At 71.7% G+C, this 26,735-nt stretch carries 22 protein-coding genes and 1 pseudogene; 10 read left to right on the top strand and 13 right to left on the bottom strand.

Annotation, left to right across the window (positions count from 1 at the left end; all coding sequences use genetic code 11):
- The 5 genes and pseudogenes from ACFVYE_RS02655 to ACFVYE_RS02635 all read right to left on the bottom strand — a co-directional run.
- Positions 1-477: pseudogene (locus tag ACFVYE_RS02655) on the bottom strand (hypothetical protein); the annotation flags it as partial.
- Positions 478-773: 296 nt separating this feature from the next.
- Positions 774-1,802 (bottom strand): DUF2891 domain-containing protein, encoded by a 1,029-nt coding sequence (locus ACFVYE_RS02650; protein WP_383965672.1) that lies wholly within the window; start codon positions 1,800-1,802, stop codon positions 774-776.
- 86 nt (positions 1,803-1,888) lie between these two features.
- Complete coding sequence (locus ACFVYE_RS02645) at positions 1,889-2,857, bottom strand: DUF979 domain-containing protein (RefSeq protein ID WP_383965674.1); 969 nt, start codon at positions 2,855-2,857, stop codon at positions 1,889-1,891.
- Positions 2,854-3,585, bottom strand: coding sequence for a DUF969 domain-containing protein (locus ACFVYE_RS02640; protein WP_383965676.1), 732 nt, complete (start codon positions 3,583-3,585; stop codon positions 2,854-2,856). Before ACFVYE_RS02640 ends, ACFVYE_RS02645 begins: the two co-directional genes overlap by 4 nt.
- Before the next feature lie 307 nt (positions 3,586-3,892).
- A complete protein-coding gene (locus tag ACFVYE_RS02635; RefSeq protein WP_389603701.1) occupies positions 3,893-4,615 on the bottom strand; it encodes a GntR family transcriptional regulator in 723 nt (240 codons plus the stop codon).
- A gap of 174 nt (positions 4,616-4,789) precedes the next feature.
- On the opposite strand from ACFVYE_RS02635, the gene ACFVYE_RS02630 reads away from it, so the two are divergent.
- The 3 genes from ACFVYE_RS02630 to ACFVYE_RS02620 are packed head-to-tail and all read left to right on the top strand — an operon-like array spanning position 4,790 to position 7,043.
- Positions 4,790-5,539, top strand: coding sequence for a LamB/YcsF family protein (locus ACFVYE_RS02630; protein ID WP_389603729.1), 750 nt, complete (start codon positions 4,790-4,792; stop codon positions 5,537-5,539).
- Positions 5,536-6,186: an allophanate hydrolase subunit 1 gene (locus ACFVYE_RS02625; RefSeq protein ID WP_389603699.1), complete on the top strand. Its 651-nt coding sequence runs from the start codon at positions 5,536-5,538 to the stop codon at positions 6,184-6,186. Before ACFVYE_RS02630 ends, ACFVYE_RS02625 begins: the two co-directional genes overlap by 4 nt.
- The gene (locus ACFVYE_RS02620; protein ID WP_389603697.1) at positions 6,183-7,043 is read left to right on the top strand and encodes a biotin-dependent carboxyltransferase family protein; all 861 of its coding nucleotides are present in this window, start codon (positions 6,183-6,185) and stop codon (positions 7,041-7,043) included. The genes ACFVYE_RS02625 and ACFVYE_RS02620 overlap by 4 nt, the downstream gene beginning before the upstream one ends.
- Before the next feature lie 26 nt (positions 7,044-7,069).
- Here ACFVYE_RS02620 and ACFVYE_RS02615 read toward each other — a convergent pair whose 3' ends face one another.
- Complete coding sequence (locus ACFVYE_RS02615) at positions 7,070-9,352, bottom strand: heavy metal translocating P-type ATPase (RefSeq protein ID WP_389603695.1); 2,283 nt, start codon at positions 9,350-9,352, stop codon at positions 7,070-7,072.
- A 255-nt stretch (positions 9,353-9,607) separates the two neighbouring features.
- Between ACFVYE_RS02615 and ACFVYE_RS02610 the strand changes: the two genes are divergently transcribed.
- Positions 9,608-10,297, top strand: coding sequence for a copper homeostasis protein CutC (locus ACFVYE_RS02610; RefSeq protein ID WP_383965690.1), 690 nt, complete (start codon positions 9,608-9,610; stop codon positions 10,295-10,297).
- 183 nt (positions 10,298-10,480) lie between these two features.
- Here ACFVYE_RS02610 and ACFVYE_RS02605 read toward each other — a convergent pair whose 3' ends face one another.
- Positions 10,481-12,604, bottom strand: coding sequence for a HelD family protein (locus ACFVYE_RS02605; protein WP_383965693.1), 2,124 nt, complete (start codon positions 12,602-12,604; stop codon positions 10,481-10,483).
- A 361-nt stretch (positions 12,605-12,965) separates the two neighbouring features.
- Here ACFVYE_RS02605 and ACFVYE_RS02600 point away from each other — a divergent pair, with 361 nt between their 5' ends.
- From ACFVYE_RS02600 to ACFVYE_RS02590, 3 genes are all read left to right on the top strand, one after another.
- Positions 12,966-13,169 carry a hypothetical protein gene (locus ACFVYE_RS02600; protein ID WP_383965696.1) on the top strand — a complete coding sequence of 68 codons (204 nt, stop codon included), beginning with the start codon at positions 12,966-12,968 and terminating at the stop codon, positions 13,167-13,169.
- A 72-nt stretch (positions 13,170-13,241) separates the two neighbouring features.
- The gene (locus ACFVYE_RS02595; protein WP_383965699.1) at positions 13,242-13,646 is read left to right on the top strand and encodes a hypothetical protein; all 405 of its coding nucleotides are present in this window, start codon (positions 13,242-13,244) and stop codon (positions 13,644-13,646) included.
- Between the two features lie 9 nt (positions 13,647-13,655).
- Entirely contained in the window at positions 13,656-14,045 is a 390-nt protein-coding gene (locus tag ACFVYE_RS02590; RefSeq protein WP_383965702.1) for a hypothetical protein, read from the top strand.
- A gap of 27 nt (positions 14,046-14,072) precedes the next feature.
- Here ACFVYE_RS02590 and ACFVYE_RS02585 read toward each other — a convergent pair whose 3' ends face one another.
- Both ACFVYE_RS02585 and ACFVYE_RS02580 read right to left on the bottom strand, forming a co-directional pair.
- On the bottom strand, positions 14,073-15,716 hold the full coding sequence (locus tag ACFVYE_RS02585) for a DNA repair helicase XPB (RefSeq protein ID WP_383965705.1): 1,644 nt from the start codon (positions 15,714-15,716) through the stop codon (positions 14,073-14,075).
- A gap of 235 nt (positions 15,717-15,951) precedes the next feature.
- Positions 15,952-18,411: a helicase-associated domain-containing protein gene (locus ACFVYE_RS02580; RefSeq protein WP_389603692.1), complete on the bottom strand. Its 2,460-nt coding sequence runs from the start codon at positions 18,409-18,411 to the stop codon at positions 15,952-15,954.
- Between the two features lie 74 nt (positions 18,412-18,485).
- Between ACFVYE_RS02580 and ACFVYE_RS02575 the strand changes: the two genes are divergently transcribed.
- Entirely contained in the window at positions 18,486-19,556 is a 1,071-nt protein-coding gene (locus ACFVYE_RS02575) for a hypothetical protein (RefSeq protein ID WP_389603690.1), read from the top strand.
- 144 nt (positions 19,557-19,700) lie between these two features.
- Here the strand turns inward: ACFVYE_RS02575 and ACFVYE_RS02570 are convergent, their stop codons facing one another.
- The 4 genes from ACFVYE_RS02570 to ACFVYE_RS02555 all read right to left on the bottom strand — a co-directional run bounded on the left by ACFVYE_RS02570 (position 19,701) and on the right by ACFVYE_RS02555 (position 23,838).
- Positions 19,701-20,678 carry an ABC transporter substrate-binding protein gene (locus ACFVYE_RS02570; RefSeq protein WP_389603688.1) on the bottom strand — a complete coding sequence of 326 codons (978 nt, stop codon included), beginning with the start codon at positions 20,676-20,678 and terminating at the stop codon, positions 19,701-19,703.
- A gap of 222 nt (positions 20,679-20,900) precedes the next feature.
- Positions 20,901-21,755 carry an ABC transporter ATP-binding protein gene (locus ACFVYE_RS02565; RefSeq protein ID WP_383965712.1) on the bottom strand — a complete coding sequence of 285 codons (855 nt, stop codon included), beginning with the start codon at positions 21,753-21,755 and terminating at the stop codon, positions 20,901-20,903.
- Complete coding sequence (locus ACFVYE_RS02560; RefSeq protein ID WP_389603686.1) at positions 21,752-22,831, bottom strand: FecCD family ABC transporter permease; 1,080 nt, start codon at positions 22,829-22,831, stop codon at positions 21,752-21,754. The genes ACFVYE_RS02565 and ACFVYE_RS02560 overlap by 4 nt, the downstream gene beginning before the upstream one ends.
- Positions 22,828-23,838: a FecCD family ABC transporter permease gene (locus ACFVYE_RS02555; protein ID WP_389603684.1), complete on the bottom strand. Its 1,011-nt coding sequence runs from the start codon at positions 23,836-23,838 to the stop codon at positions 22,828-22,830. Before ACFVYE_RS02555 ends, ACFVYE_RS02560 begins: the two co-directional genes overlap by 4 nt.
- Before the next feature lie 108 nt (positions 23,839-23,946).
- Between ACFVYE_RS02555 and ACFVYE_RS02550 the strand changes: the two genes are divergently transcribed.
- Together ACFVYE_RS02550 and ACFVYE_RS02545 are read left to right on the top strand one after the other, a co-directional pair.
- Entirely contained in the window at positions 23,947-24,570 is a 624-nt protein-coding gene (locus ACFVYE_RS02550; protein WP_383965721.1) for an HAD family hydrolase, read from the top strand.
- Positions 24,571-24,768: 198 nt separating this feature from the next.
- The gene (locus tag ACFVYE_RS02545) at positions 24,769-26,733 is read left to right on the top strand and encodes a transglycosylase domain-containing protein (protein WP_383965724.1); all 1,965 of its coding nucleotides are present in this window, start codon (positions 24,769-24,771) and stop codon (positions 26,731-26,733) included.
- The last annotated feature ends 2 nt before the right edge of the window (positions 26,734-26,735 follow it).

The raw sequence follows: 26,735 nt of genomic DNA, 5'->3' as shown, positions 1-26,735 counted from the left end.
CTTCCCGTCGACCTCGTCCTTGATCTTGTCGGCCTTGCCGGACTTGGAGAACTTGTCGGCGTCGTTGAGGTTCTTCGGGGCCTGCGCGTCGATCGCCTTGTTCACCGCGTCGATGAACGCCTGCTTGTTGAACTCGCCCGGCTTCGCCGCGTTCATCTTCTCCGCGTTCGCCGCCTTGCCCTGCGCCTCCCTGTCGTCCGGAGGAGCCACGGCCGCGTCCTGCGCCGACTTCGACTCGGCCGCGGCCGGTGCATGGTGGGCGATGCGGGTCTTCTTCGCCGCGACGTCCGCCTTCACCTTGCGGAACCCGGGAGCCTGCCCCGGCGACGGCTTCACCGGGGCCGTGTAACGCTGGGCCACCAGGCGGGAGACCGCGCGGTTGCCGGCTGCGTGTTGCAGACGTTGCAGGCTGCGGGGGTCGGGGGCGGGGCGGTCTCCCGGCGGGCGGTGGGGTGGCGGTGTCTGCGAACGTGACACTTCGGGCGTGACTGTCACGTTCTCCGCACGGGGGGTACCCCCACGGCCGGACACAGAGGCCTTGTCAGGAGAGTCCTTCACCGCGTCGTGCCCTAGTACCCGAGGTACGAGCGGACGTCATCGATCTGGTCGAGTGTCCCCACCATGCGACAAGTCTGGGGGCGAGAACGACCGGAAGCGTGGGCACCGGTGTGGATGCCCGGGCAACGAAGACTGCCCGATGGGGCAGATGTCCGGACCGGGGCGGCCTGACGAGCCGCCCCGGTCGTTGTACGGGCGATGGTGCGCCGGACCGGTCAGTGGCCGGGCGGGGTGTCCAGGGCCAGTGCGGCGAAGGTGGCCAGCCAGTGGTCCGTGTTGAAGTCGCCGGAGGAGACCGCGGGCAGGCCGACCGCGAGATGGGCCTCGGCCGACGCGGTCAGAGCGGTGCGGTCGGGACCCTCGCCCAGCGCGTCGGCGATCGTACGGAGGGCCGCTGCCCGGCTCATGGTGAGGCCCAGGAGATGGCCGATCTGTGGGTCCGAGTGGTCGGAGATCACCGGCGGGGTGAGCAGCGGGGAGTCCGCCAGGCCCGGCAGGAACGTGGCCAGCCAGGTACGGAACTCGGCGACGGGCAGCACCCGGCGCATCGCGTCCGCCTCGGTCAGGGCGGGGGAGAGGAAGTCCTGGCCGGACGGCTCCCAGTGGGCGGGGGCGTCGTGGTCGGCGGCGAACCAGGTGCGTAGCCGGCCCGTCACCGCGTCGAGGAGCGGACGGGGCAGGCCGGCGCGCTCGCCCGCGTCCAGGATCAGGCCCAGGCCGAACGCGCTGTTGGGGTGGATTCCGTGCCTGATCGGGTACGTCGCCTTGGGCAGCCAGGCGGTGAGGAGTTCGCCGACCGTCTCCACGGCGGGGGCGAGGGCGTCGGCCCAGCGGTCGCCCTCGGGAGTGGCGAGCGCGCGGCACTCCGCCGCCAGCGCCACCAGCCACGCCCAGCCGTAGGGGCGTTCGAAGTGCGGGCGCTTGCGGAGATACGCCGCCTCGACGGCGAGGTTCTCCGGGGTGAGGTGGGAGTTCAGCACCTCGTGGACACGAGTGGTGACGGTGGCCGGGAGGTCGCCGGTGGTGGAGAAGCGGCGCAGCAGGCGGACGAGCAGCCAGTGCATGTGCACGGTGGAGTGCCAGTCGTACGCCCCGTAGAACGCGGGGTGCAGCGTGCGGGGCGCGACCAGTTCCTCGGGGCCGGTGTAGAGGTGGGCCGGGGCGTTGGGGTATTCGCGTACGACGTTGGCCAGGGCCAGTTCCGCGAAGGGGACGGCGTACGGGGCGGGGAGCGCGGGGGACATCGGGGTCACTCCAGAGGGGGTGTGCGAGCGGCTCGGGTCAAGGGGCGGCTCGGGTCGGGGCGGTTCAGATCAAGGGCGGCTCGGGGTCAGAAGGCGAAGAGGGCCATGATTGCGACATTGCAGACCAGCAGGGCTGCTGCCGTGGGGAGTTGGGCCTTGATGGGGCCGTACTGGTCCTTGAGTTCGAGAAGCGCGGCGGGAACGAGATTGAAGTTGGCGGCCATCGGCGTGACGAGGGTGCCGCAGAAGCCGCAGAGCATGCCGATCGCGAGGATCGCGGGCGCGTTGCCGTTCATCTGCTCGATGAGGACGGGCCAGCCGATCGCGGCGGTCATCACCGGGAAGGCGGCGAAGGCGTTGCCCATGACGATGGTGAACAGGGCCATGCCGCAGCAGTAGACGGCCACGGCCACGAACTTCTGGCCGTCCGGCAGTACCGACTCGCTGATCCTGCGGACCTGCTCGCCGACGCCCGCCGACTGGAAGATCGAGCCGAGGACCGCGAGCAGCTGAGGCAGGATCAGCGCCCAGCCCATCGATTCCAGCATGCTGCGACCGGAGTGCAGTGGTACGGAGATCTTGCGCTCGCGCAGCACCACCATGCCCACGACCAGCGCGGCGATGGCCCCGATGCCGAGGCCCAGGATGGTCTCGTACCCCGGTTCCAGGACCGGTTCGCCACCGATCTTCCAGTTCTTCACGAGCGTCGCGCAGATCATCGCGACGACGGGGATGGTGAGGGCCGGGAGGAACAGTTTGTTGCCGAAGCGGGCGGCCGAGGCGGCGCGCTTCTCGCGGGACGGGGTGCGCGGTTCGCCCTTGCCGGTGAGACCGCAGCCGCCCAGGACGATCAGGACCAGGACGGCGACGCCCAGCGGTTCGGCGGGCAGGGACTTGTCGACGACTCCGGTGGAGTAGAAGAACGCGGCGCCCAGCAGGCCCCAGAAGCCGGCCGAGCCGAAGCGCTTGGGGTTGGTGCGGTCCATGGCCATCTGTGCGGCCATGACGAGGAACACCGCGCCGACCAGCCAGAAGAAGTGCTCGGACTTGATCACTTGGCGTCCTCCGTCCGGAGCTCGGCGTGTGCCGACAGGTCGTTCTCGGCGGCGGCGACGGCGAGCTCGCGCTCCAGCTGCCGGTCAAGGTTGAGCAGACGGGCCCCGTGGATCAGGAAGGCGCAGATCGCGGTGGGGATCGCCCACAGGGCCAGGTGCAGGGGTTCGAGGTGCTGGTCGTACGTGGAGTTCACGAACCCGGTGATCAGCAGGATCGAGCCGATGGCGATGAAGCAGTCCTCGCCGAAGAACACCCCGATCGTGTCGGCGCCGGACGCGTGTGAGCGGACCTTCTCGCGCAGTTTCTGCGGCAGCGGGCCGCCCGCCCTGGCCTCGGCGGCGGCCTCGGCCATCGGGGCGATCAGCGGGCGCACGCTCTGCGCGGGGCCGCCGATGCTGGTGAGGCCGACGGAGGCGGTGAGCTGACGGATCAGCAGGTACAGCGCCAGGAAGCGGCCGGTGGTCAGCTTGCCCAGCCTGCCGATGAGGGTACGGGCCTGCTCCTGGAGTCCGTACCGCTCAAGCAGCCCGATGACGGGCAGCGTGATGACGAAGACGGTCACGGAGCGCGCGGAGGCGAAGCTGTTGCCGAACGTGGCCAGCACCTCCTGCGGGGAGAGCTTGCCGAGCAGCCCGGTGACGATGCCTGCGACACCCACCACGAGGAGGGGATTGCGGCGGGTGGCGAATCCGAGGATCACCACGAGCACGCCGAGGAGAACGATCACGCGTCGGCCTTCTTCCGCGCATGGACGTGCAGGCACAGACCTGCTCGGTCCTGATCAGACGGGGTATTGCGCGAGACATTAAGCGATTGTTCAACAAACCCACAAGGGTGCGAGGTGCGGGAATGTGGGCTTGAGCGGGCCGCGGCGGGCGTCGAGCGGCGCGGAGCGTCCGTGGTGTGGGGTTTTCCCATGGGGTGGTGCGAAGGACGGGGCCGGAGGTGTGGTGAGGATTGTGGAACGTCTGGTTCGCCACATGGGCGGGCGCGGCGCGGGGGTGGGGTTTGCGAGGGGCGGGGCTGCGGCGGGGCTATCGCCCGGTCAGACGTTCCGCGTACGCCTCAGCCAGCTGGCGCCGCGAGTCCTCCAGGTAGAAGGCCAGCATCCGCTCGGCGCCCGCCGCGTCCCCCTCGGCCAGCTTGTCCGCGATCTCCCTGTTCCGGGTGAGGTAGGGCTCGTGGAAGCGGCGCGGGTCGGCCATCACATGGAAGGCCAGTCGCAGTTCGGCCAGGACGTTGCGCATCAGCTCGTCCGTGCGGGGGCTGTTCGCGAGGCCGGCCAGGGCCTGGTGGAAGCGGATATTGGCGGTCGAGCAGACGGGCCAGTCGTCCGCCAGTGCCGCCTGCTCGCCCGTCGACACGGCGGCCTCGACGGCCGTCAGGTCGTACGGCGGCTCACCCAGCGTCCGCAGGGCCGCGCACTCGACGAGCAGTCGGACCCGGTAGATGTCCACCAGGTCGTCGACGGCGAGGATGCGGACGAAGACGCCCTTGTTGAGCCGGTGTTCCAGGAGGCGTTCGTGGGACAGCAGACGGAACGCCTCGCGCAAGGTGTTCCTGGATACGGCGAGGGCGCCGCTGATGCTCTCCTCGGAGAGTCGGCTGCCCGGCGGGAAGTAGCCCTCGGTGATCCGGTCCCGCAGGATGGCGGCGACCCGCTCGGCGGTGCCGGACCGGGCCAGGGAGGCGCTGTCCGCCGCCAGTTCGGCGAGGTCCGGAGAAGTCCGGCCGCCACCGCCCGCAGTCCCCGCCATGCCCCGTCCCCTGACTGTTGCTCTGTTGCTCCGCGCGTCTTCCGGTATGCAGTCTGCGCCCAGTGAACCGCACGGGCGTCTCACTCCCCAAGCCGGGCCCTTGTCAGATTGTTGAACAATCGCTAGCGTGCGCCCGTGATGGATCTGACGAACCCGACGAGCCCGGCGGCCCCGATGGATCTCAACGCGGATCTCGGCGAAGGGTTCGGGCACTGGACCCTCACCGATGACGACGCGCTGCTCGACTGTGTCACCAGCGCAAATGTGGCCTGCGGGTTCCACGCGGGCGACGCCTCCGTGATGCGGCGGGTCTGCGACATCGCGGCCGCCAGGGGTGTGCGGATCGGCGCCCAGGTCGCATACCGGGATCTGGCCGGCTTCGGGCGTCGCTCCATGGACGTGCCGCCGGCCGAACTGACCGCCGAGATCGCCTACCAGATCGGCGCCCTGCGGGTCTTCGCCGAAGCGGCCGGCTCCGCGGTCTCGTACGTCAAACCGCACGGTGCCCTCTACAACCGCGCCGTCTGGGACGACGATCAGGCGGCAGCCGTGGTCGAGGGCGTCCGGCTGGCCGGCGGGGATCTGGCGGTCCTCGGACTCCCCGGCTCACGCCTGCTCGCCCACGCCGGGGCCGCGGGTCTCACCGCCGTCGAGGAAGCCTTCGCCGACCGTGCGTACACCCCGCAGGGCACGCTGGTCCCACGGAGCGAGCCCGGCGCGGTGGTGCACGATGAGGGTGAAGTCGTACGCCGCAGTGTCGGGATGGCGGTGGACCGGGGCGTCATCGGCGCGGACGGCAGCCGGATACCGGTCGTGGCGCGCTCGCTGTGCGTTCATGGCGACACCCCGGGCGCGGCGGCGCTGGCGCGCAGGATCAGGACGGCGCTCGAAGAAGCGGGCGTGGATGTGCGGGCGTTCGTATGAACATCGAGGTCCTTCCCGCCGGGACCGGAGCGCTGCTTGTCGAGCTGTCGTCCGGTGAGCACGCCGAGGCCTTTCACGCCGAGTTGCTGCGGCGGCGGGCACTCGGTGAGCTTCCCGTCGTACGAGAGATCGTTCCCGGTGCCCGGACCGTGCTCCTCGACGGGATCGCGGACCGTACCCCGGACGGCACCGCGCGGCTCGCCCGTGAGCTCGTCTCCTGGCGGATACCGCCGCTGCGGCGCGGCACCGGGAAGGCCGTCGAGATCCCTGTCGTCTACGACGGGCCGGACCTCGCGGACGTCGCGGCGGCCTGGGGCGTCACCGTCGCCGACGTGCCCCGTATCCACGCCGGAACCGAATTCCGGGTGGCTTTCTGCGGGTTCGCCCCAGGCTTCGGCTACCTCACCGGCCTCCCCGAGCACCTGCACATGCCGCGCCGCGCGACGCCGCGCACCAGGGTTCCGGCCGGTGCGCTGGCACTCGCGGGGGCGTACACCGGGGTGTACCCGCGCCCGTCGCCCGGCGGCTGGCAGCTCATCGGGCGGATGCCCGAGCCGGGCGAACTGTGGAACCCGGCGCGCGAACCGGCCGCGCTGCTGAGCCCCGGGGCGCGGGTGCGCTTCGTCGCGGCGGAGGTGCGGCCGTGATCGGCGCCATCGAGGTGATCCGGGCCGGGGCCCTGACCACCGTTCAGGACGCGGGCCGCGTCGGCTGGGCGCACCTCGGGGTGCCGCGCGCCGGTGCCCTGGACGCCCCGGCCCGCCGCCTCGCCAACCGGCTGGCCGGAAATCCGGCGGACGCGGCACTGCTGGAGACGACCGTCACCGGCTGCGCGGTCCGCCCGAACCGGTCCGTGGTCGCCGTCGTCGGCGGGGCGCCCTGCCGGGTCGCGGTCGACGGGCGGCCCGTGGCCTGGGGGACACCTGTGCACGTACCGGCGGGCGCGGTGCTCGACGCCGGCCCCGCGACGCAGGGTCTGCGCAGCTATCTGGCGTTCGGGGGCGGCCTGCTGCCGGAACCGGTGCTGGGCAGCAGATCCGCCGACCTGCTCTCCGGGCTGGGCCCGGCCCCCCTGCGCGACGGGGACGTACTGCCCCTGGGACACGGGCCGTCGAGACCCGCGGGCACCGACGCCGTGCCGTGGCCGGGCGCGCCCGCCGAACTCGTGCTCCCCCTGCGCCTCGGCCCCCGCCACACCTGGTTCACGGACGAGGCGCTGCGTACGCTCACCACGGCCACGTACCGGGTCTCGCCGCACAGCAACCGGATCGGCCTGCGCACACAGGGCCCGGCCCTGACGCGCGCACGCGAGGGCGAACTGCCCAGTGAGGGGATGGTGCTCGGCGCCATTCAGGTGCCGCCGGACGGTCGTCCGGTGGTGTTCCTCAACGACCATCCGACGACCGGGGGCTATCCGGTCGTCGGTGTCGTGCACGAAACCGCACTCGCGGGCGCGGCACAGGCGGTGCCGGGAACCCGGGTGCGGTTCGTGAGGGCGGGCTGAGGACCGCTCCCGAACGCCGCCGCGCCCTACGCCCCCGCCCTGAACCCCCGCAGCCGCAGCGAGTTGCCGACCACGAAGACCGAGGAGAACGCCATCGCCGCGCCCGCGATCATCGGGTTGAGCAGTCCGGCCGCGGCGAGCGGCAGTGCGGCCACGTTGTAGGCGAAGGCCCAGAACAGGTTCGTACGGATGGTGCCCAGCGTCTTGCGGGAGAGCCGGATGGCGTCCGCCGCGGCCCGCAGGTCCCCGCGCACCAGCGTCAGGTCACCGGCCTCGATCGCGGCGTCCGTGCCCGTACCCATCGCCAGGCCCAGGTCGGCCTGGGCGAGGGCGGCCGCGTCGTTGACACCGTCACCGACCATGGCGACCGACCGGCCCTGAGCCTGGAGGTCCTTGACGACGTCGACCTTGTCCTCCGGCATGACCTCCGCGTACACCTTCTCGATCCCGACCTCGGCCGCGACCGCCTCGGCCACCGCGCGGTTGTCGCCGGTGAGCAGGATCGGGGTCAGACCGAGGGCACGCAGCCGCTCGACGGCCTCCGCGCTGGTGTCCTTCACCGCATCGGCGACTTCGAGGACCGCCCGTGCCTCGCCGTCCCAGGCGACCGCGATGGCCGTCCGTCCGGCGGCCTCCGCCGCGGCCTTCTGCCGGGCCAGCTCCACCGGCAGGTGGATCTCCCACTGGGCGAGCAGCTGTTCACGGCCGACGAGGACGGCGTGGCCCTCGACGACGCCCTGGACACCGAGACCCGCGACGTTGGCGAAGTCCTCGGGGGCGGGGAGGGGGCCGCCGATGCGTTCCGTGGCTCCGGCGGCGACGGCCTGGGCTATGGGGTGCTCGGAGGAGTGCTCCAGGGCGCCCGCGAGCCGCAGCACATCGCTTTCGTCCGTACCGTCCGCCGTGTGCACGTCCAGCAGGGTCATCCGGCCGGTGGTGACCGTGCCGGTCTTGTCGAGGACGATCGTGTCGACGCGGCGCGTGGTCTCCAGGACCTCGGGGCCCTTGATCAGGATGCCGAGCTGGGCGCCGCGTCCTGTACCGACCATGAGGGCGGTCGGAGTGGCGAGGCCCAGGGCGCAGGGGCAGGCGATGATCAGTACGGCGACGGCGGCGGTGAACGCGGCGGTCAGGCCGGCGCCGTTGCCGAGCCAGAAGCCGAGCGTGCCGAGCGCGAGGGCGATGACGACGGGGACGAAGACTGCGGAGATCCGGTCCGCGAGGCGCTGGGCGGCCGCCTTGCCGTTCTGCGCGTCCTCGACGAGCCTGGCCATCCGGGCCAGCTGGGTGTCGGCGCCGATGCGGGTGGCCTCGACGACGAGCCGGCCGCCCGCGTTGAGCGTGGCCCCGGTGACCGAGTCGCCGACGCCGACCTCCACGGGTACGGATTCGCCGGTGAGCATCGAGGCGTCCACGGCCGATGCGCCTTCCACGACGGTGCCGTCGGTGGCGATCTTCTCGCCGGGGCGGACCAGGAATTGGTCCCCGACCTGGAGATCGGCGGTCGGCACGGTCACCTCATGGCCGCCGCGCAGCACGGTCACCTCCTTCGCCCCGAGTTCGAGCAGCGCCTTGAGGGCCGCTCCCGCCTTCCGCTTGGAGCGGGCCTCGAAGTAGCGCCCGGCCAGGATGAAGGCCGTGACTCCGGCTGCGGCCTCCAGATAGATGTTCCCGGCGCCGTCGCTGCGACCGATGGTCAGCTCGAACGGGTGGGTCATGCCGACCATGCCCGCCGTGCCGAAGAACAGCGCCCACACCGACCACAGGAACGCGGCCGAGGTGCCGACCGAGATCAGGGTGTCCATCGTCGCCGCGCCGTGCTTGGCGTTGGTCCAGGCGGCGCGGTGGAAGGGCCAGGCGGCGTACGTGACGACGGGGGCCGTCAGGGTCAGCGAGAGCCACTGCCAGTAGTCGAACTGGAGCGCCGGGACCATCGACATGGCGATCACCGGCACGGCGAGCACGACGGCGGTGAGCAGCCGCTGCCGCAGGGGCCGCAGCTCGTCGCCCTCCGCGGCCCCGGGGACGTCGTCCTCGGTACGTACCGGGGGAGCGGGCTCGTGCGCGGTGTAGCCGGTCTTCTCGACGGTGGCGATCAGTTCCTGTACGGAGATGTCCTCGCCCCGGTAGCTGACCTTGGCCTTCTCGGTGGCGTAATTGACGGTGGCCTCGACGCCGTCCATCCGGTTGAGCTTCTTCTCGATGCGGGCCGCGCAGGAGGCGCAGGTCATGCCGCCGATCGCGAGCTCGACCTCTGCGGTGGTGCCGACGGCTGTTCCGGTGCCGGTTGTGGCGGTGTGCGCGGACACGATGTCCTCCCTGACGGAGACTTTTATACCCCTGGGGGGTATGTATTGCTGGTTCAGGTATACCCCCCACCCCCATAAAGCGCAAGGGTGATCCATCATTGGGGCCCGGAGTGCGCGCGCCCGATCACCTGATATGCGTCTGACCTCACGTATCTTCACGTCACATTGAGGCTGTGCCCCGGTCGACCGCCCCGTAGGCTGGCCATTGGACTAGACCTATTGACCTATTGCTGCTTCCTGGAGGATTGGGATCCCATGAGCAACCGTGCAGTCCTGGAGGTGATCGCTCTCGACGCGGAGGACGCGGTCGCTGCACAGGCGGGTGGTGCAGACCGGCTTGAGCTCGTCACCGACATGGCGGCGGACGGCCTGACCCCGTCCTGTGCGACCTTCGCGGAGATCCGGGCGGCGGTGGACATTCCGCTGCGGGTGATGCTCAGGCTGGCGGACGGCTTCGCGGCCGGGGACATCGATGTGCTCGTGGCCAGGGCGCACGAGCTGCGGGCGGAGGGCGCCGAGGAGTTCGTCCTGGGCTTCCTGGACGCCGAGGGCCACCCGGACCTGGTCGCCGTCGAACGCCTCGTCGCCGAGCTGGACGGCTGCCGCTGGACCTTCCACCGCGCGATCGACCGGGCCGCCGACCGGGACGCCCTGCGCAAGCAGCTGGCGGACATGCCGGGCCTGGACACGTACCTCACCGCGGGTTCGCCGAAGGGCGTCGACGACGGCATCCCGACGCTGCTGGTCGAGGCGGCGCGCAAGGGCGAGCCCGGCTACGAGCCGCAGATCCTGGTGGGCGGCGGGCTCCGCCTGGACCACCTGCCGGAGCTGTTGTCCGCGGGCATCGACGCCGTACACATCGGCGGCGCCGCGCGCCCGCACGGCTGGTCGGGTCCGGTGGACGCGGCGGCGGTACGGGAGTGGCGGGCGGTGCTCGACGCGTAACGGGGGCGGGGCTTGAGGTGGCCCCGGGCGAAGGGTTCGGGTTCACCCGGCTGAACGGTTCCGTCCTCGAACGCCGGACGGGCTGGTGGCTGCCGGACGGGCTTGATCCTGCCCGGCGACCCGCCGCAGGCACACCTCCTGCCCGCAGGCGCTCCAACCACCACCCCGCCCCGCCCCCGCGCCCTACAACAGCTCGTCCGGCAACCCCGCCGCATGCACCACCGTCAGCCCCGACACCGCACGCGTCAGCGCCACGTACAGCCGGCGCAGCCCCGTGCGCTCGTCCGGCTCGCCGTCCACCACCGCGGCCGGCTCGTCCAGTACCACGTAGTCGTACTCCAGGCCCTTCGCCAGCGACGCCGGGACCAGGGTCAGCCGGGACTCGGCGGTCGTCTCCTCACCGGGGGAGAGATACGCGTGGCCCGCCGCGGCCAGCGCATCGGCCAGCGCCGGAATCCGCGCATCGGCCGCGATCAGCCCGATCGACCCCTCCTGCCTCAACGACTCCTCGCACGCCGCCAGCACCGCCGCGTCCAGCTCCGCCGGATCGCCCACCTCCCGCACCTCCAGCGAACCCGGCGACTCACGCACCGACTCCACCGCCGCAAGACCCGGCGAGATCACCGGCAGCAGCCGTGAGGCGTACGCGATCACCTCGCGCGGCACACGGAAGCCCGCCGTCAGCTCCTCCACCACCGCGTCCGACTTGCCCAGGTGGTGCAGCGCCTGCGCCCAGCTCTCCGTCGACCACGGCGTCGTGCCCTGCGCGAGGTCACCGAGAACCGTCGCCGAACCCGTCGTGCAGCGGCGGCCCACCGCCCGGTACTGCATGGGAGACAGGTCCTGCGCCTCGTCGAGCACGACATGGCCGAGCGAGTGCGTACGCGCCACCAGGTCGTTCGCCTCGTCGATCAGTACCGCGTCCGCCGCCGACCACTTCGCGGACTTCACGCTGCGGACCGGCTTGGTCCACAGGATCGTCTTCTGCTCGTCCTCGGTGAGCAGCCCCTCCGCGTGCGCGGCCAGGAACTCCGCGTCGATGAGCAGCCGCAGCACCAGCTTGGCCGGTTCGACGGCCGGCCAGATCGCCTTCACGGCCGCCTTCACGGCGGGGTTACGGGCCACCGCGTTCTGCACCCGGTCGTCGGGCGCCTCGCCGGCCTCCTCCATCCGGACCAGGACGGAGTGCGCGATGCGCTGCGGAAGCGCCTCATGGGCGGCCCCGTACCGCATGTCGCGGGCCAGCAGTTCGGTGACGATCTCCTCCAGCTCGTACGCCGGCACCCGCCAGCGGCGGGAACCGCGCACCACCATCACCGGCTCCGTCGGCAGCGTCACATGTGAACGGATCGCCCGCCGCAGCACCTCCGCCATCCTGGCGTCGCCCTTGACGACGGCGGCTGCCGCCGAGTCCGTGCCGCGCACCTCGATGTCCGCCGTCACCAGATCGTCGACGGTCGCCTGCTTCACCTCCAGCTCACCGAGGGCAGGGAGCACCTGCTCGATGTAGTGGAGGAAGGAACGGTTCGGCCCGATGACCAGCGTGCCGGTACGGGCCAGGCGCTCCCGGTGGGCGTACAGGAGGTACGCGACACGGTGCAGGCCGACGGCCGTCTTACCGGTGCCGGGCCCTCCCTGCACGCAGACCGTCCCGCCGAGACCGCTACGGACGATCTCGTCCTGCTCCGGCTGGATCGTCGCGACGATGTCACGCATCGGACCGACACGCGGCCGCTCGATCTCCGCCTGGAGGAGCTTGCTGGTCTGTGCGGCCTCGGTGGGGTCGCTGAGGTGCTCGTCCTCGTACGCGGTCAGCTCACCGCCGGTGTAGCCGAAGCGGCGGCGCTGGCCGACGTCCTGGGGATCCTTCTTGGAGGCCCGGTAGAACGGCTGCGAGACGGGGGCACGCCAGTCGATGACCATCGGGTCGCCGTCGGCGTCATGGACGTGGCGGCGCCCGATGTAGAACTGCTCTCCCGCCCGTCGCCCACCACCATCCTTGGCCGAGGCGCTACGCGCCGCCCCTCTTGATGCGCCTTCGGCCTGCTCGGCACCGACCCGGTGCAGATAGTCCAGGCGGCCGAAGAAGAGCGGGGTGTGGGCGAGATCGGCGAGGGACTTGATGCGCTCGTGGATCTGGGCCTGCAGGACGGCCGCGTTGACCCAGTTCGCGGTGACATCGCGGATATCGAGGGCCTGGGCGTCCTCGCGCATGGTGCGCAACGCGGAACGGGACGCGGCGAGATGGGCGCGTTCGCGAGCCAGGGGATCGGTGGTGGTGTCGCTTTCGTGTTCGTGCGCGGGCACGGTGTTGCCTCCGGCTTTTCAACGCAGGACGGCGGACCGCACCTCGCCCCGGTTACGGCTCGGGGGCGATGCGGTCCGCTCGGGGATCGATCACGGGGTACGCACGCAGGTGTGCGTACAGCTGTCGGCCGGTTTCCGTCCGGTCGGCGGCGCTCCCCCGGCTGCCGGCGATGGCCGGTACCACGGTGCGGGAGGCGGGCAGACCGGCGATTGTATCGACCGTCCTCGTCACGGTCGAACGGCTTTGATGCCGGGTCCATCCCGTAGGGGACGCCGTGCGACCGGAGACCTACGCGCACCGCCTCGGGGCTCCGTCCCCGGGTCGATGCCTTCACGGGCCGGGCGCAGGACCATGGAGTACATGAGCACCGTCTCTTTGAACCCCCGCAGGACCGGCCCCGCGCACGGCGCGACCGCGGCCACCGGTCACCCGTACACCCATCGCGTCGGCGACGCCCTGCGTGCCGTCAAGGTCTACGCCCGCGCCGCGTTCGGCGTGGTCGTCCTCGGCGAGTACGCGGAAGAGGCGGGCGTCCACCGGGGCATCCACCGACGCGAGCACTGAGTACGTAGAACCTGCCCGGTGTGAGTATCTGACCGGAGGTGTGCCGGCCCTGCCCCGCGATTGGGTAGCGGCATGGAGAACAGCCACGTCAGTGTGATGCGTCCCGCCCCCGCCGGTCCTGTCGCCGCCGGCCCCGCCGTTGCACACAGCCCGAACGCCTGGATCGCCCCCACCATTGCCACGGCTCTTTCCAGCTTTCTGACCTGCATCGGCATGTTCGCCATCGGCTTCGCGGTGATGGCCACCGACAGCTGCGGCCCCGACAACTGCTCGTCGGACATCACGGTTCCGCTGAGCCTCATGGCCTACGGGCTGTACGCGACCCCGTTCATCACGCCCCTCGCCCTGATCACCGCCTGGGTGCTGCCGTGGCGGCCCCGCTGGGCCACCGCCCGCCGATGGGCGGCGGCCGTCGCGGTGCTGCCCGGTCTGACGGCGGTGGGCGGTCTGGCCCTGCTCCTGACGCTCGGCGGCTGACCCCCCGTGATGACCCTGCGACGCGAGACACCGCGGCCTGCGCCGCCCGAGCCCGCGGACCCCCTGCGCCTCGACGGCTGGATCGCCCCCGCCGTCGTCACCGTGGCCGCGGTGATCCTCTCCTACGCCGCCCTGATGATCGTCCTCTTCGCCCTCACGGGGCCCGGCAGCTGCGACGCGCAGGGTGCCTGCTCCTGGGGCACCAGGGCCACCCGGAACATCATGTGGACCGCCGCCCGAGCGATTTTGTACGTGACACCTCTGGGCCTGTTCGTCACGTGGGTTCTGCCATGGCGCTCGCGCTGGACCGCGGCCCGTCGACGGGCCGCGGCCTTCGCGCTGCTGCCGCACGCGGTGATCGCGGCGGACCTGCTGCCGCTGCTGATCCTCAGTGACTGACCGGCGTACGCGGGTCGGTTGCCGGCCTCAGTTGTCGGTCAGCAGCTCGTCCGCGTCCACGATCCGGTAGGCGTACCCCTGCTCGGCCAGGAACCGCTGGCGGTGCGCCGCGAAGTCCTGGTCGATCGTGTCGCGGGCGACCACCGAGTAGAACCGTGCCTCGTGCCCGTCGGCCTTCGGCCGCAGCACCCGGCCGAGCCGCTGCGCCTCCTCCTGCCGCGAGCCGAACGTCCCCGACACCTGAATGGCGACGGTCGCCTCCGGCAGGTCGATGGAGAAGTTCGCGACCTTGGACACCACGAGGACGCTGAGCTCGCCCTCGCGGAACGCGTCGAAGAGCTTCTCGCGCTGGGCATTGCTCGTCTCGCCCTTGATCACCGGGGCGTTCAGATGCTCACCCAGCTCGTCGAGCTGGTCGATGTACTGCCCGATGACAAGGGTCTGCTCGCCCCGGTGCTTGCGTACCAGCGCCTCCGTCACCTTCCGCTTCGTCGCGGTCGTCGCACAGAACCGGTACTTCTCCTCGGTCTCGGCGGTCGCGTACGCAAGCCGCTCCGAGTCCGTCAGATTGACGCGCACCTCGACGCAGTCGGCGGGCGCGATGTAGCCCTGCGCCTCGATCTCCTTCCACGGGGCGTCGAACCGCTTGGGCCCGATCAGCGAGAAGACGTCCGACTCGCGGCCGTCCTCACGCACCAGCGTCGCGGTGAGGCCGAGGCGGCGGCGGGCCTGCAGGTCGGCGGTGAACTTGAAGACGGGCGCGGGCAGCAGATGCACCTCGTCGTAGATCACCAGACCCCAGTCGCGGGAGTCGAACAGCTCCAGGTGCGGGTAGATGCCCTTGCGGCGGGTCGTCAGCACCTGGTAGGTGGCGATGGTGACCGGCCGGATCTCCTTGCGCGTACCGCTGTACTCGCCGATCTCGTCCTCGGTCAGCGAGGTCCGCTTCACCAGCTCGTGCTTCCACTGCCGGGCCGAGACGGTGTTCGTCACCAGGATCAGAGTGGTCGCCTTGGCCTGGGCCATCGCACCTGCCCCGACCAGCGTCTTCCCCGCACCGCAGGGCAGTACGACGACACCCGAGCCGCCGTGCCAGAACCCCTCGACGGCCTGCTTCTGGTACGGCCGCAGCGCCCAGCCGTCCTCCGCGAGCTCGATGGGGTGCGCCTCGCCGTCGACGTACCCGGCGAGGTCCTCGGCCGGCCAGCCCAGCTTCAGCAGCGTCTGCTTGATCTGCCCGCGCTCCGAGGGGTGCACGGCCACGGTGTCCGGGTCGATCCGTGCCCCGACCAACGGCTGGACCTTCTTCGACCGGAGGATCTCCTCCAGCACGGGCCGGTCGGTGGAGGTCAGCACCAGACCGTGGACCGGGTCCTTGGAGAGCGTGAGGCGGCCGTACCTGGCCATCGTCTCGGCGATGTCGACGAGCAGCGCGTGCGGAACGGGATAGCGCGAGTACTGCACGAGCGCGTCGACGACCTGCTCGGCGTCGTGCCCGGCGGCGCGCGCGTTCCACAGCCCGAGCGGGGTCAGCCGGTAGGTGTGGATGTGCTCGGGCGCCCGCTCCAGCTCGGCGAAGGGCGCGATCGCCCGACGGCAGGCGTCGGCCTGATCGTGGTCGACTTCCAGGAGCAGTGTCTTGTCGCTCTGGACGATGAGGGGTCCGGTCACGCGCGTCGGCCCTTTCTGCTGCGGGAACGGCCGGGAACGGCCAAACGTCCAGTGTGCCGCATGCGGGGCCCATGGGGCGGTGTGCTGCTCCGCACAAAGACGTACGGTCCGGGGATGACTGATGCAGTTGCCGGGGCGACGGCCCCGGAACGATCGGACCGGCCGGACCACCGCATACCGTCAGTCCTGCGCTTTCGGCTGTTCGCTGCCGGACCGGGTCTGAGCGGGCGAAGACTCAGGACGTGGCCTCGTCGGCCAGTTCGGCGACGCCGGTGATCCGGTGCAGCGGGTACGTGCGGACCTCGTCCGCCGTGTGGTCGTACGCCGTGACGAACCCGCCCTCGACCCGGACCGGGGCGATGACGCGCTGGCTGGCCGCGCCGTCCGCGTTGACGTAACCGATCCAGAGCGCCGAGCCGGTCATCGCGGCGGCCTGGACGGTGGCAAGGGTCTCGGCGGAGGTCGTACGGGGCAGAGAGCCGGACGGGGCGGCGGGCGCATCGGCCGGGTCCTTGCGGACCACCGTGGCGGCCGTGTCCCCGGCGCGGATCGCCCTCACCGCCGCGCCGAGCAGGGTGGTGTCCGGGACCGGAGGGCCCTCGGGCACGGGGACGGGGGCCGTGCGGGGCGGGGTGCGGCGGGCGCCCGCGCGGGTGATCAGGACGTCGCCCTCGGCGGACTCGGCGGCCGGCGCGTACCCCATCTCGCGCAGCCCGTCGAGCAGGGACGCGGGGTCGATCTGGGCGGCCAGGGCCGTCGGTGCGAGGCGGCGCAGGCGCAGGGTGGCCGAGCGCCTGTCGGCGAGGATCTCGTTCAGCACGGCCTCGTCGTCGCAGCGTACGTACGAGGAGGCGGCGCCGATCCGCAGGTGGCCGTGGCGGCGGGCGACGTCGTCGATGAGGTAGCTGAGCGGCTGAGGCACCGGCGTACGGCTGTGGGCGGCGAGGAACGCGTGCAGATCGGCCGCGGACTGTCCGGCGTCCAGGGCGCGGCGTACGGACCCGGGGGTGAACCGGTAGACCGTCGCGCCGCCCTTCGATTCGATGTCCGCGAGGGCGGAGAGCATGTCCGCCAGGGGGCGCTCCAACGGGCCGGGGGCGACGGCCGTCAGGTCGGCCTGGAGCAGGACGTGGTCCAGCGGCTCCGGGATGAGGGGCGCGAGCAGCGCGGCGGCCTCGGCCGGCCCGGTGCCGAGCAGGGCGCGGGTGTGCGCGGCGAGCGCGCCGCGGCCGGTGATGCCGAGGAGCTCGGACTCGTTGAGAGTCCACAGGGCGATCCGGGACCGCAGGTCGGTGGTGTCCCCGGCGGAGGCGGAGGCGCCGCGCAGGGGGCGTTCCCAGCGGAGCCGGGCGAGCACCGTCTCCGGGTCGGGGGCGGTGCCCGGTTGCAGGGCGGCGAGGAGGGCCAGGACCCGGTGGCGTACCTCGGGGGCGGCGGAGCGGTCGAGGTCGGGGCCGAGGGTGGACAGGGCCCGGCCCTTGGCGTCCTGGCCGCCGATCAGGCCCGGGGTACGGGTGGCGGCGAGCCAGGCGACGGCGAGGTGCACCCAGCGGTCCTGGGCGGGGAGTTCGGCCCAGTCGTCGTACGCGGGCGTCGGCGCGTACCGTTCGTCGGCCTCTCCGTCGGAGGCCAGCAGCCCGGCCGCGTAGGTGAGTTCGACCCAGAACGCGGCGACGGGCTCGGAGACGTCGAGGGCGGTGGCGGTCTTCTTCAGCTCGCGCACACTGAGCCCGCCGGCGCGCAGTATCGCGGGGCCGCCGCCGTTCCAGCTCTTCAGCAGCTCCTCGACGGTGTTCACCGCCAGGAACGCCTGCCCGGCCGCCGCGCTGTCCACAGCCTGTGGATCACGGTTCGCGACAGCCTCCACGGCGGGCGGCTGCGGTTCCGGCACGCGGTGGGCGCGCCCGGCCCGCAGATGCAGGGCGGCCTCGCGGGGCAGCACCACGGTGCGGGTCGACACGGGAAGCAGCAGCCCGCGGTCGCGCAGCCATTTCACCGGCGGGGTGGGGTTCGGGGTCACTTCCCCGTACGGCGGCCCCCACACCAGCCGGTCCAGTACGGACAGGGCCTCGGCGGGGGCGGTGTCCAGCAGCTCGCCCATCCTGGCCCGGTCGGTGAAGAGCGCGGACAGGGACGTCACGGCGGAGACCGGGTCATGGGTGGCGGGCAGTCCGGCGGTCGCCAGGATGTCCTGGAGGCGGCCCGGCGACATTCCGGCGGTCGCCTCCGCGACGGTCGGGCCCAGACCGGTCGGGGAGGGGTGCTGCGGGGACGGCGCGAGGAGTTCGCGCGCGGTGCGCACCAGCCGCAGCCGGTCCTCCTCGCCCCAGACGAGGGCCTGTTCGCGCAGGGTGGTCAGGGCGGCGGGCAGCGCGTCCCCGATCGCCGCGTCCGCGTCGCCGCGGTGCTCGCCGTCGTCCCGGCCGTCGCCGGTGAGGAGACCGAGCAGCGTCTCGTACGGGGCGGGGTCGGGGGCGACTGCGAGCGCCTCGGCGGTCTGCAGAGCGAACCGGTCGAGGTGTTCCAGGGCGCGTACGACGGAGGCGCGCGTGCCGGCTCTCGTCGCGAGCTGAGTGATGTCGCCCGGTACGGGGGTGAGGAGATCGGGGCGGGCACGCAGCAGCCCCGCCAACGACTCGTCGTCCCGGGCGCGGAGAGCTTCGGCGAGCGTCCGCGGTGGTGTGGTCATCCCCATCCGTCCCACGGTAGTCGCTCCGGACAGGCCCGAGGGCGCTACCGTCGGTGCAGGCGCCAGAGGGGAACCATCGCGTGGGGATCGAGAGCGACCAGCTCGTCTACGACTATCTGAGCCGGGTCGGGGACCTTGCACAGCAGCAACAGCTGTCCTCGGGCACCCGGATGAGGCTCGTCTCGACCCTCCGGGGCGAGATCGACCGGCAGCGCGGAACGCAGTCCGGGGACACCCCGGCGGCGGTCCGCCGCATCATCGGGAGGCTCGGCACACCGGACGAACTGGTCGCCGCTGCGGCCGCGTCGGCGGACGGGACGGTGGAGCTGCCCCAGCCGCCGGAACCTGCCGCGGGGGAGGGGCGCGGCATCCCCCGTCCGCGCAAGGGGATGCTCCGGAAAGACAGTTCCGGCAAGGGCGCGTCGCAGGCGCGGGCGCAGGCGCCGGACGGGGAATCGGAGGGCTCGGCGGACTCCGCGGCTCCGGAAGCGGCGGCCGGCCGGGTGCCTTCGCCGCCGCACATGGCCGGTACGGACGAACTGGGGCCGTCCGGGAGCGAGCCCGACTGGTGGCGGATCGAGCCGGAGCCGTTCGGTGAGGGGGTCGACGTGCCGGGGTTCGTCGGCGGCGTCGAGATCCCGGACATGATGAAGCCGCCGCCGCCGCCGGTCCGGGACGCCGTTCCGCGCCCGCGCACGGGCGACTCGGCGGACGACGGTCCGGCCGAGGACGTCGGCACCGGCGAGGCCGCGCCGCGACGCCGACGGCTCCCGGGCCTCCGCCGCCGCGCCCCGCGCGAGTCGACGGCCCGGGGTTTCTCCCACCCCTTTTTGCTGCTTGCCGCCGCGCTGCTGGTCGTGGGCGCCGTGATGGGCTCCTGGCTGGCCCTGGCGGGTGGCTGGCTGCTTGCGTACAGCTCGCGCAAGTTGTCCCGTGCGGAGGCGAAATGGGCCGCGATGGGGCTTCCTGGCGTGGTCGTGGCGGGCGCACTCGTCTGGCTCTGGGGCCGGACGGAGGGCCGCTGGGGCGAGCCGATCCCGCAGGACGGGATGGCGGAGGCGCTGAGCGGGGTGTGGCCGGTGGTGGTACGCACGGCCGCGGTGGCGTCGGCGGTGTTCCTGGTGTGGCGGGCGCGGAAGCGGGTGGGGTAGGCGGGGTGCGCGCCGGCCGGCGGAAAGATCAAGCCCGCCCGGCGCTTGAGGGCGCCTTCAGCCCGTCCGGCGATCGAGGACGGAACCGTTGCGCGTTCTCGCCCGAGCCCGGACGTTCGCCGGACAGGCTCACCCCGCCCCGCCCTACTTCGTCAGATCCGTCTGGAACTCGTCGAGGATCTGGCTCGCGGCCGTGTACCCGATGCCCGCGATCCACAGGCGGTCGTCGACCTTGAAGACCTTGTCGTTCTTGGACGCCGTCAGCCCCTTCCACAGGCCGCTGTTCATGGTCCTGGTCGTTCCCGCCTTGTCCGGGTCGCCGTACGTCGACGTGAAGACGACGTCCGCGTCCGCGAGGTCGATCTTCTCGGGGGACACGTCGTACGAGAAGCCGTCCTTGGCCTTGTCGGTGATCGCGGGGCGGCCCATGCCGAGGTCGGCGAGGATCGAGCCGATGTAGTTCTGCTTGCCGTAGATGCGGATGTCGGCTCCCTCGACGAAGCGGACGAAGTTGACGTCCGTGGCGGCCGCCTTCTCCTTGCCGCCGATCGCCTCGGTCACGTCCGCTACATGGGCGTCGTACTCGGCGACGACCTTCTTCGCCTCGGCCTGCTTGCCGAGCGCATCGGCGTGCACCTGGAAGTTCTCCTTCCAAGCGGTTCCGGTGGACTCCGTCATCACGGTGGGGGCGATCGCACTGAGCTGCTCGTAACGGTCACCGTCACGGACCTTGCTGGTGAGGATCAGGTCCGGCTTCAGCGAGGCGACGGTCTCCAGATTGGGGTTGGCGATCTCGCCGACCTCCTTGATGTCCTTCGTCCGGCTCTCGGGCAGGTAGGAGGGGAAGCCGTCCTCCGTCGCCGAGTGCGTCGCGCCGACCGGCTGCACGCCGAGGGAGAGTGCGGAGTCCAGCTCACCGGTGTCGAGGACCACGACGCGCTGCGGGTTCACGGGGACCTTGACGTCGCCCATGGCCGTCTTCATGGTGTGGGTCCTGGCGGTGCCGGAGCCGCTGTCGTTGCCGCTGTCGGAGTCCGAGGAGCCACAGGCGGAGAGCGCGAGGGCGCCGGCCAGGGTGAGAGCGCCGAGGGTGACGCCGCGGCGGCGGGTGAAGGTGGTCATGGAGTGCCCTTCGTCGGGGTCGGGATGGTTGGTCACAGGTGTGTCGGCGGCCGGCCGCTGCGGGGCACCGGGTCGGCAGGGGCGATGGGGTCCTGGGCCCCGTGGGAACTCCGCCGTTCGAACGAAGCGCAGGGGCCGGGAGTCCGGGGAAGGAGCGTGGCCCGCAGCGCCGGGCAACCGTCCTGGCGGGCACTCACCCGGGCCGGAAACCGGGGCGCGGGTTCACGACGCCGGCGTGGCCTGCCAGGGAGCACCCGGAACCACGAGCGGCGAACCCGTCACCGGGTCCGGGACGATCACCGCGTCCAGACCGAAGACCTCGCGCACGAGACCGGCGGTGACGATGCCGTTCGGGTGGCCCTCGGCGACGATCCGGCCCGCCTTCATGGCGACCAGGTGGTCCGCGTACCGGGCGGCCTGGTTGAGGTCGTGGAGCACGGTGACGACGGTCCGGCCGCGGGTGCCGTCCGCCGCCGGGGCGGTGAGCCGGCGCACCAGGTCCAGGACCTCCACCTGGTGTGCGATGTCGAGGTACGTGGTCGGCTCGTCGAGCAGCAGCAGATCGGTCTCCTGGGCGAGCGCCATCGCGATCCAGACACGCTGGCGCTGCCCGCCGGACAGCTCGTCCACCGCCCGGTCGCCGAGCGCGGTGATGTCCGTACGCTCCATCGCGTCCGTCACCGCCCGCTCGTCCTCCTCCGACCACTGCTGCCACCAGTGCTGATGCGGCTGCCGGCCGCGGGCGACCAGGTCGGAGACGGTGATCGCCTCGGGGGCCACCGGGGTCTGCGGCAGCAGCCCGATCGACTGGGCGATCTTCCGCGTGGGGATCTTCGACAGCTCGGTGCCGTCGAGGAGCACGGCCCCGCCGCGCGGCTTGAGGAGCCGGCCGAGCGCGCGCAGCGTGGTCGACTTGCCGCAGGCGTTCGGGCCGACGATGACGGTGACCTGTCCGTCGGGAACGGCGAGGTCCAGCTCGTGGACGACGGTGCGGTCCTCGTATGCGAGCGTCAGCTCCCGCACCGTGAGCCGGCTGGTCGCGGTCGCCGTGGTGTCGGACGTACGGGTCGAGCTCATGCGGTGCCTCCACTACGGCCGCGACCGCCGCCGTGACCGCGGATGATCAGCCAGATCAGATACGGGGCGCCGACCGCCGCCGTCAGAACGCCCACCGGCAGCTCGGTGGGCGAGAAGAGCATGCGCGCCAGCAGGTCCGCGAAGACCACGATCACCGCACCGAGCAGCGCCGAGCAGAACAGCGGAATCTGCGCGGTACGGGTCATCCGGCGGGCGATCTGCGGGGCGAGCAGCGCCACGAAGTCGACCGGACCGGCCGTCCCGGTCGCCACGGACGCCAGGATCACACCGAGTGCGACAAGCCCCAGCCGTACCCGTCCGAGACGCACCCCGAGGGCCGTCGCGGTGTCGTCGTCCATCGAGACGGTGCGCTGGGCGCGGGCGGCCCACAGAACGGCCGGCAGCAGAATCAGCAGCGTCCAGCCGATCGGCGCGGCCTCCGACCAGCCGCGGCCGTTGAGCGAGCCGGTCATCCAGATCTGCGCCTGCTGGGCGACCAGATAGTCGCCCTTCGTCAGGAACAGTGTGGTGACGGACCGCAGCGCGATGGCGAAGCCGATGCCGATGAGGACGAAGCGGGTGGCGTGCAGCCCGCCGCGCCAGGCGAAGACGTACACGAGCGCCGCCGCGGCCACCCCGCCGATGACGGACAGATACGGCAGCACGGTGTACGAGGTGACGCCGAAGGTCATCGCGCCGACCGTGAGCGCGCTCGCCCCCTGGCTGATGCCGATGATGTCGGGGCTGGCCAGTGGATTGCGGGCGACGGTCTGGATCAGCGCACCGGCGATCCCGAACGCCGCACCGACCAGCAGTCCCACGACCATCCGCGGCAGCCGCAGCGTGCCGACGACCAATTCGCCCTGGGACGGCTGTCCAAGGATCACCTTCACGACCTCGCCGGGCGCGACGAAGCTCTCGCCGACGCAGAGGTACGTGACACAGACGGCGGCCAGCAGGACGACGAGGACGGCGGCGACGACGGCCGCCCGCCGGTGCAGCAGGAACCGGCCCCGCGCCCCGATCCGTACGACGTGGTACCCGGCGGGCCGCACCCGGACAGTGGTGTCGCTCATGCGGGCACCGCCTTCCGGCGTACCAGCGTGACCAGGAAGGGAACGCCGATCAGCGCCGTCATCACACCCGCCGGGACCTCGCTCGGCGGGAAGAGGACGCGGCCGATGACATCGGAGACGAGCAGCATGACGGGTCCGATCAGCGCCGCCATCGGCAGCACCCAGCGGTGGTCGCTGCCGACGATCGCGCGGGCGATGTGCGGGACGGCGAGTCCGACGAACGCGATCGGACCGGCCGCCGCGACGCCGACACCGGTCAGCACGGTGGCCCCGATGCCGCCGACGATCCGTACCGTCGCGACCTTCTGCCCGAGCCCCTTCGCCACGTCCTCGCCGAGCGCCAGCGCATCGAGCCCGCGGGCGACGGACAGTACGAGCACGGTCCCGACCAGCATGAACGGCCAGATCTGCTGGGCCACATCGGCCTCGCGCCCGGCGATGGAGCCGACCTGCCAGAAGCGGAACTCGTCCAGCGCGGACGCCTTGGTCGTCAGCACCGCCATCGTCACCGACACCAGCAGCGCGTTGATCGCGGCGCCGCCGAGCGCGAGTTTCACGGGGGTGGCGCCCCCACGTCCGCTGGAGGCGATGGCGTACACGGCGACGGAGGCGACCGCCGCCCCCGCGAACGCGAACCACACGTACCCCGTCAGGGTGTGGATTCCGGCGTACGCGATGGCCAGCACCACGCCCACCGAGGCGCCCTGGCTGATGCCGAGGATGCCGGGGTCGGCGATGGGGTTACGGGTGATGCCCTGGAGCACCGTGCCCGCGAGGGCCAGTGCCGCGCCGACCATCAGCCCGATCAGGGTGCGCGGCACCCGCATGTTCCGGATGACTTCGGCGGCGTCGGAGTGCCCGCCGTGCAGCAGGGCGTCGATCACCTCGGACGGGGGTATGGAGCGGGCCCCTATGGCGAGGCTGAGAAGCACCGACACCAGCAGCGCCGCGACGGCCGCCGCCGTCGCGAGTGCGCGTCTGGAGCGGCGTGGTGCGGCGGCTGACATCGGACCCAATCGAAAGGGAAGCAAAGTTAGGCTTGGCTAAGTCTAAGCACCGCCGTTCCGGAGCCCGAGGGCCGTACCGGGACCGCGCTTGTGCCCGGCCCCGCGACAATGGATTCCATGCCTTCGCACCCGCTGACGGTCGGCTTCGACCTCGACATGACGCTCATCGACTCCCGGCCCGGTATCAAGGCCGCCTACCTGGCGCTTTCCGCCGAGACCGGGACGCCGATCGACACGGATCTGGTGGTGAGCAGGCTCGGCCCGCCGGTCGACGACGAGCTGCGGAACTGGTTTCCGGCCGATGCGGTGGCCGCGACCGCCGACCGCTACCGGGAGATCTATCCCACACACGCCATCGTCCCGAGCCTCGCGCTGCCGGGTGCCCGGGAGTCGGTCGCGGCGATCCGTGAGCGGGGCGGCCGGGCGATAGTCGTCACCGCCAAGCACCTGCCGAACGCCGAGCTGCACCTGGCGCACCTCGGTATCGAGCCCGATGCGGTCATCGGCGGTCTGTGGGCGGAGGCCAAGGGGGAGGCGCTGCGCGAGCACGGGGCGGATGTGTACGTGGGCGACCACACCGGGGATGTACGGGGCGCCCGCACGGCCGGGGCGCTGTCGGTGGCGGTCACCACGGGCCCGTGCGACGCGGAGGAACTCCGGGCGGCGGGGGCGGATGTCGTCCTGTCGTCGCTGACGGACTTCCCGTCCTGGCTGGACGAGTACACGGCGTAGACCCTTCGGCGGGGGCGGATCCACTGAGCGCCGGCCGACAAGTGGGGTGTCGCGGACCGTTCTCCCCAAAAGGTCGTCCGGTGCGAGTTCGCCACCCGTGTCGGACGGGGCCCCGAGACAACCTGACCGCGATCCGGAACATCTCCTCTCACAAGCCCGCACCACACCGGTGCGGGACGGTGAACGAGGAGCCGGAGCATGGCCCGACGCCCCATCCGCCCGATCCGCCTTCGCGGGCTCCGTGTCGACTACCCCCGCCGGGGGAGAAGCAACTGGCGCCGCTGGGTCCCTTCGTGGCGGCAGGTGCTGAGCGGGATCCTGCTCGGATTCGGTGCGCTGGCCGGGCTGTTCGCCGTGGTGTACGCGTCCGTCGACATCCCGGACGCGAACGACGAGGCGCGCAGGCAGGGCACCGTCTACTACTGGGCGGACGGCAGCCAGATGGTGAGCGTGGGCGCGGTCAATCGGCAGAACGTCACGCTCGCCGACATACCCGATTCGGTGGAGCACGCGGTCATCGCCGCCGAGAACGAGACCTTCTACTCCGACTCGGGGGTATCGGCGAAGGGGATTGCCCGCGCGGCCGTCAGCATGGTCAAAGGCGGTGAGACCCAGGGCGGCTCCACCATCACCCAGCAGTACGTGAAGAACACCTATCTCAGCCAGGAACAGTCGGCCACCCGGAAGTTCAAGGAGTTCTTCATCTCGCTGAAGCTGAGCAACAAGCAGAGCAAGGCGGAGATCCTCCAGGGATATCTGAACACCAGTTGGTTCGGCCGCGGCGCCTACGGCATCCAGGCAGCGGCGTACGCGTACTACGGAATCCCCGCGAAGGACCTCGACCCCAGCCAGGCGGCGCTGCTCGCGGCCATGCTCAAGGGGGCGGAGCAGTACGACCCCGCGGACGGCGAAGGCAACCACGAACGCGCCGTCGCCCGCTGGAAGTGGATCCTCGACCGGCAGGTCGAGAACGGCGCGATGACGAAGGCGGAGCGGGCCGCACACCAGAAGTTCCCCGAGCCACGGAAGGCCGCCAAGCCGACCAGCCTCGGCGGCCAGACCGGCTATCTCGTCGACATCGCCAACAAGTACATCAAGAGGCGCTCGGGCCTCACCGACAAGGACCTAGCCCGGGGCGGCTACCGGGTGCACACCACCTTCGACAAGACCAAGGTCCAGCAGCTGGAGCGGGCCGTGCAGGGCGTGCGCAAGCGCGACCTCGACCCCAAGAAGCGCCCCGAGGACCGGTACGTCGAGGTCGGCGCCGCATCCGTGCGGCCCGAGGACGGGGCCGTGGTCGCGGTGTACGGCGGAGCCGACGCGATCACCCACTTCGCCAACAACGCCGACACCGCGGGCGTCCCCGTCGGCTCGGCCTTCAAGCCCTTCGTGCTGGCCGCGGCGCTTCAGCACGGCGGCGGGATCACCCTGGACAGCGGCTACGACAGTGAGGGGCGTCTGTTCACGGGCGGCACGCGCGCGGTGCCCGCCGCTCCGCCGGGTGCCGGTCCCGACCAGGTGAGCGTTACGGTGCCGACGACCCTGCGCGACGCGCTGGTCAAGTCGGCCAACGCCACCTTCGTGCAACTCGGCAAGCGCATCGGGCTGAAGAAGGTGAAGGAGCTGGCGGTCGCGGCCGGGCTGCACGAGGAGAGCCTGGCCCGCCTGGACAAGTCCTTCCCCCTCGGCACGTCCACACCGAGCGCGGTCAGGATGGCGGACGCTTACACCACCTTCAGCAACGACGGCGTGAGGGCCGATCCCTACTCGGTGACCAAGGTGATCCGGGACGGCGAGGCGGTCGAGGGCTTCGGGAAGCCCGAGCCGCGGCGCGTGATGGACGCCTCGGTGGCGAACGATGTGAACGACACTCTGGGGGCGGTGGCCTGGACGAGGCTGGGGCAGGACGGAAAGTTCGCCGAGTTCGCCAAGTCCAGGGCTGCCGGCGACGACCTCTTGGCGGGCGCGACCGGCAAGGACGACCGGATGAAGTCGGCCTGGTTCATCGGCCACACCGAGGGGCTGACCACGGCCGTCACGATGTTCCGCAGCAAGCCGGGCACCCCTCAACTGCTGGGAATGCAGGGCGTGGGCGGACCCGATTCGGAGCGCGGCAATGTCTTCCCGCTCCGGATCTGGAGCACCTACGTCACGGGGAGGTAGGC

The sequence above is a fragment of the Streptomyces sp. NPDC058239 genome (genome assembly GCF_042882185.1).
Classification (GTDB): domain Bacteria; phylum Actinomycetota; class Actinomycetes; order Streptomycetales; family Streptomycetaceae; genus Streptomyces.
Note: the sequence above shows the minus strand (reverse complement) of the source record. Positions and strands in the feature narration are given on the sequence as shown.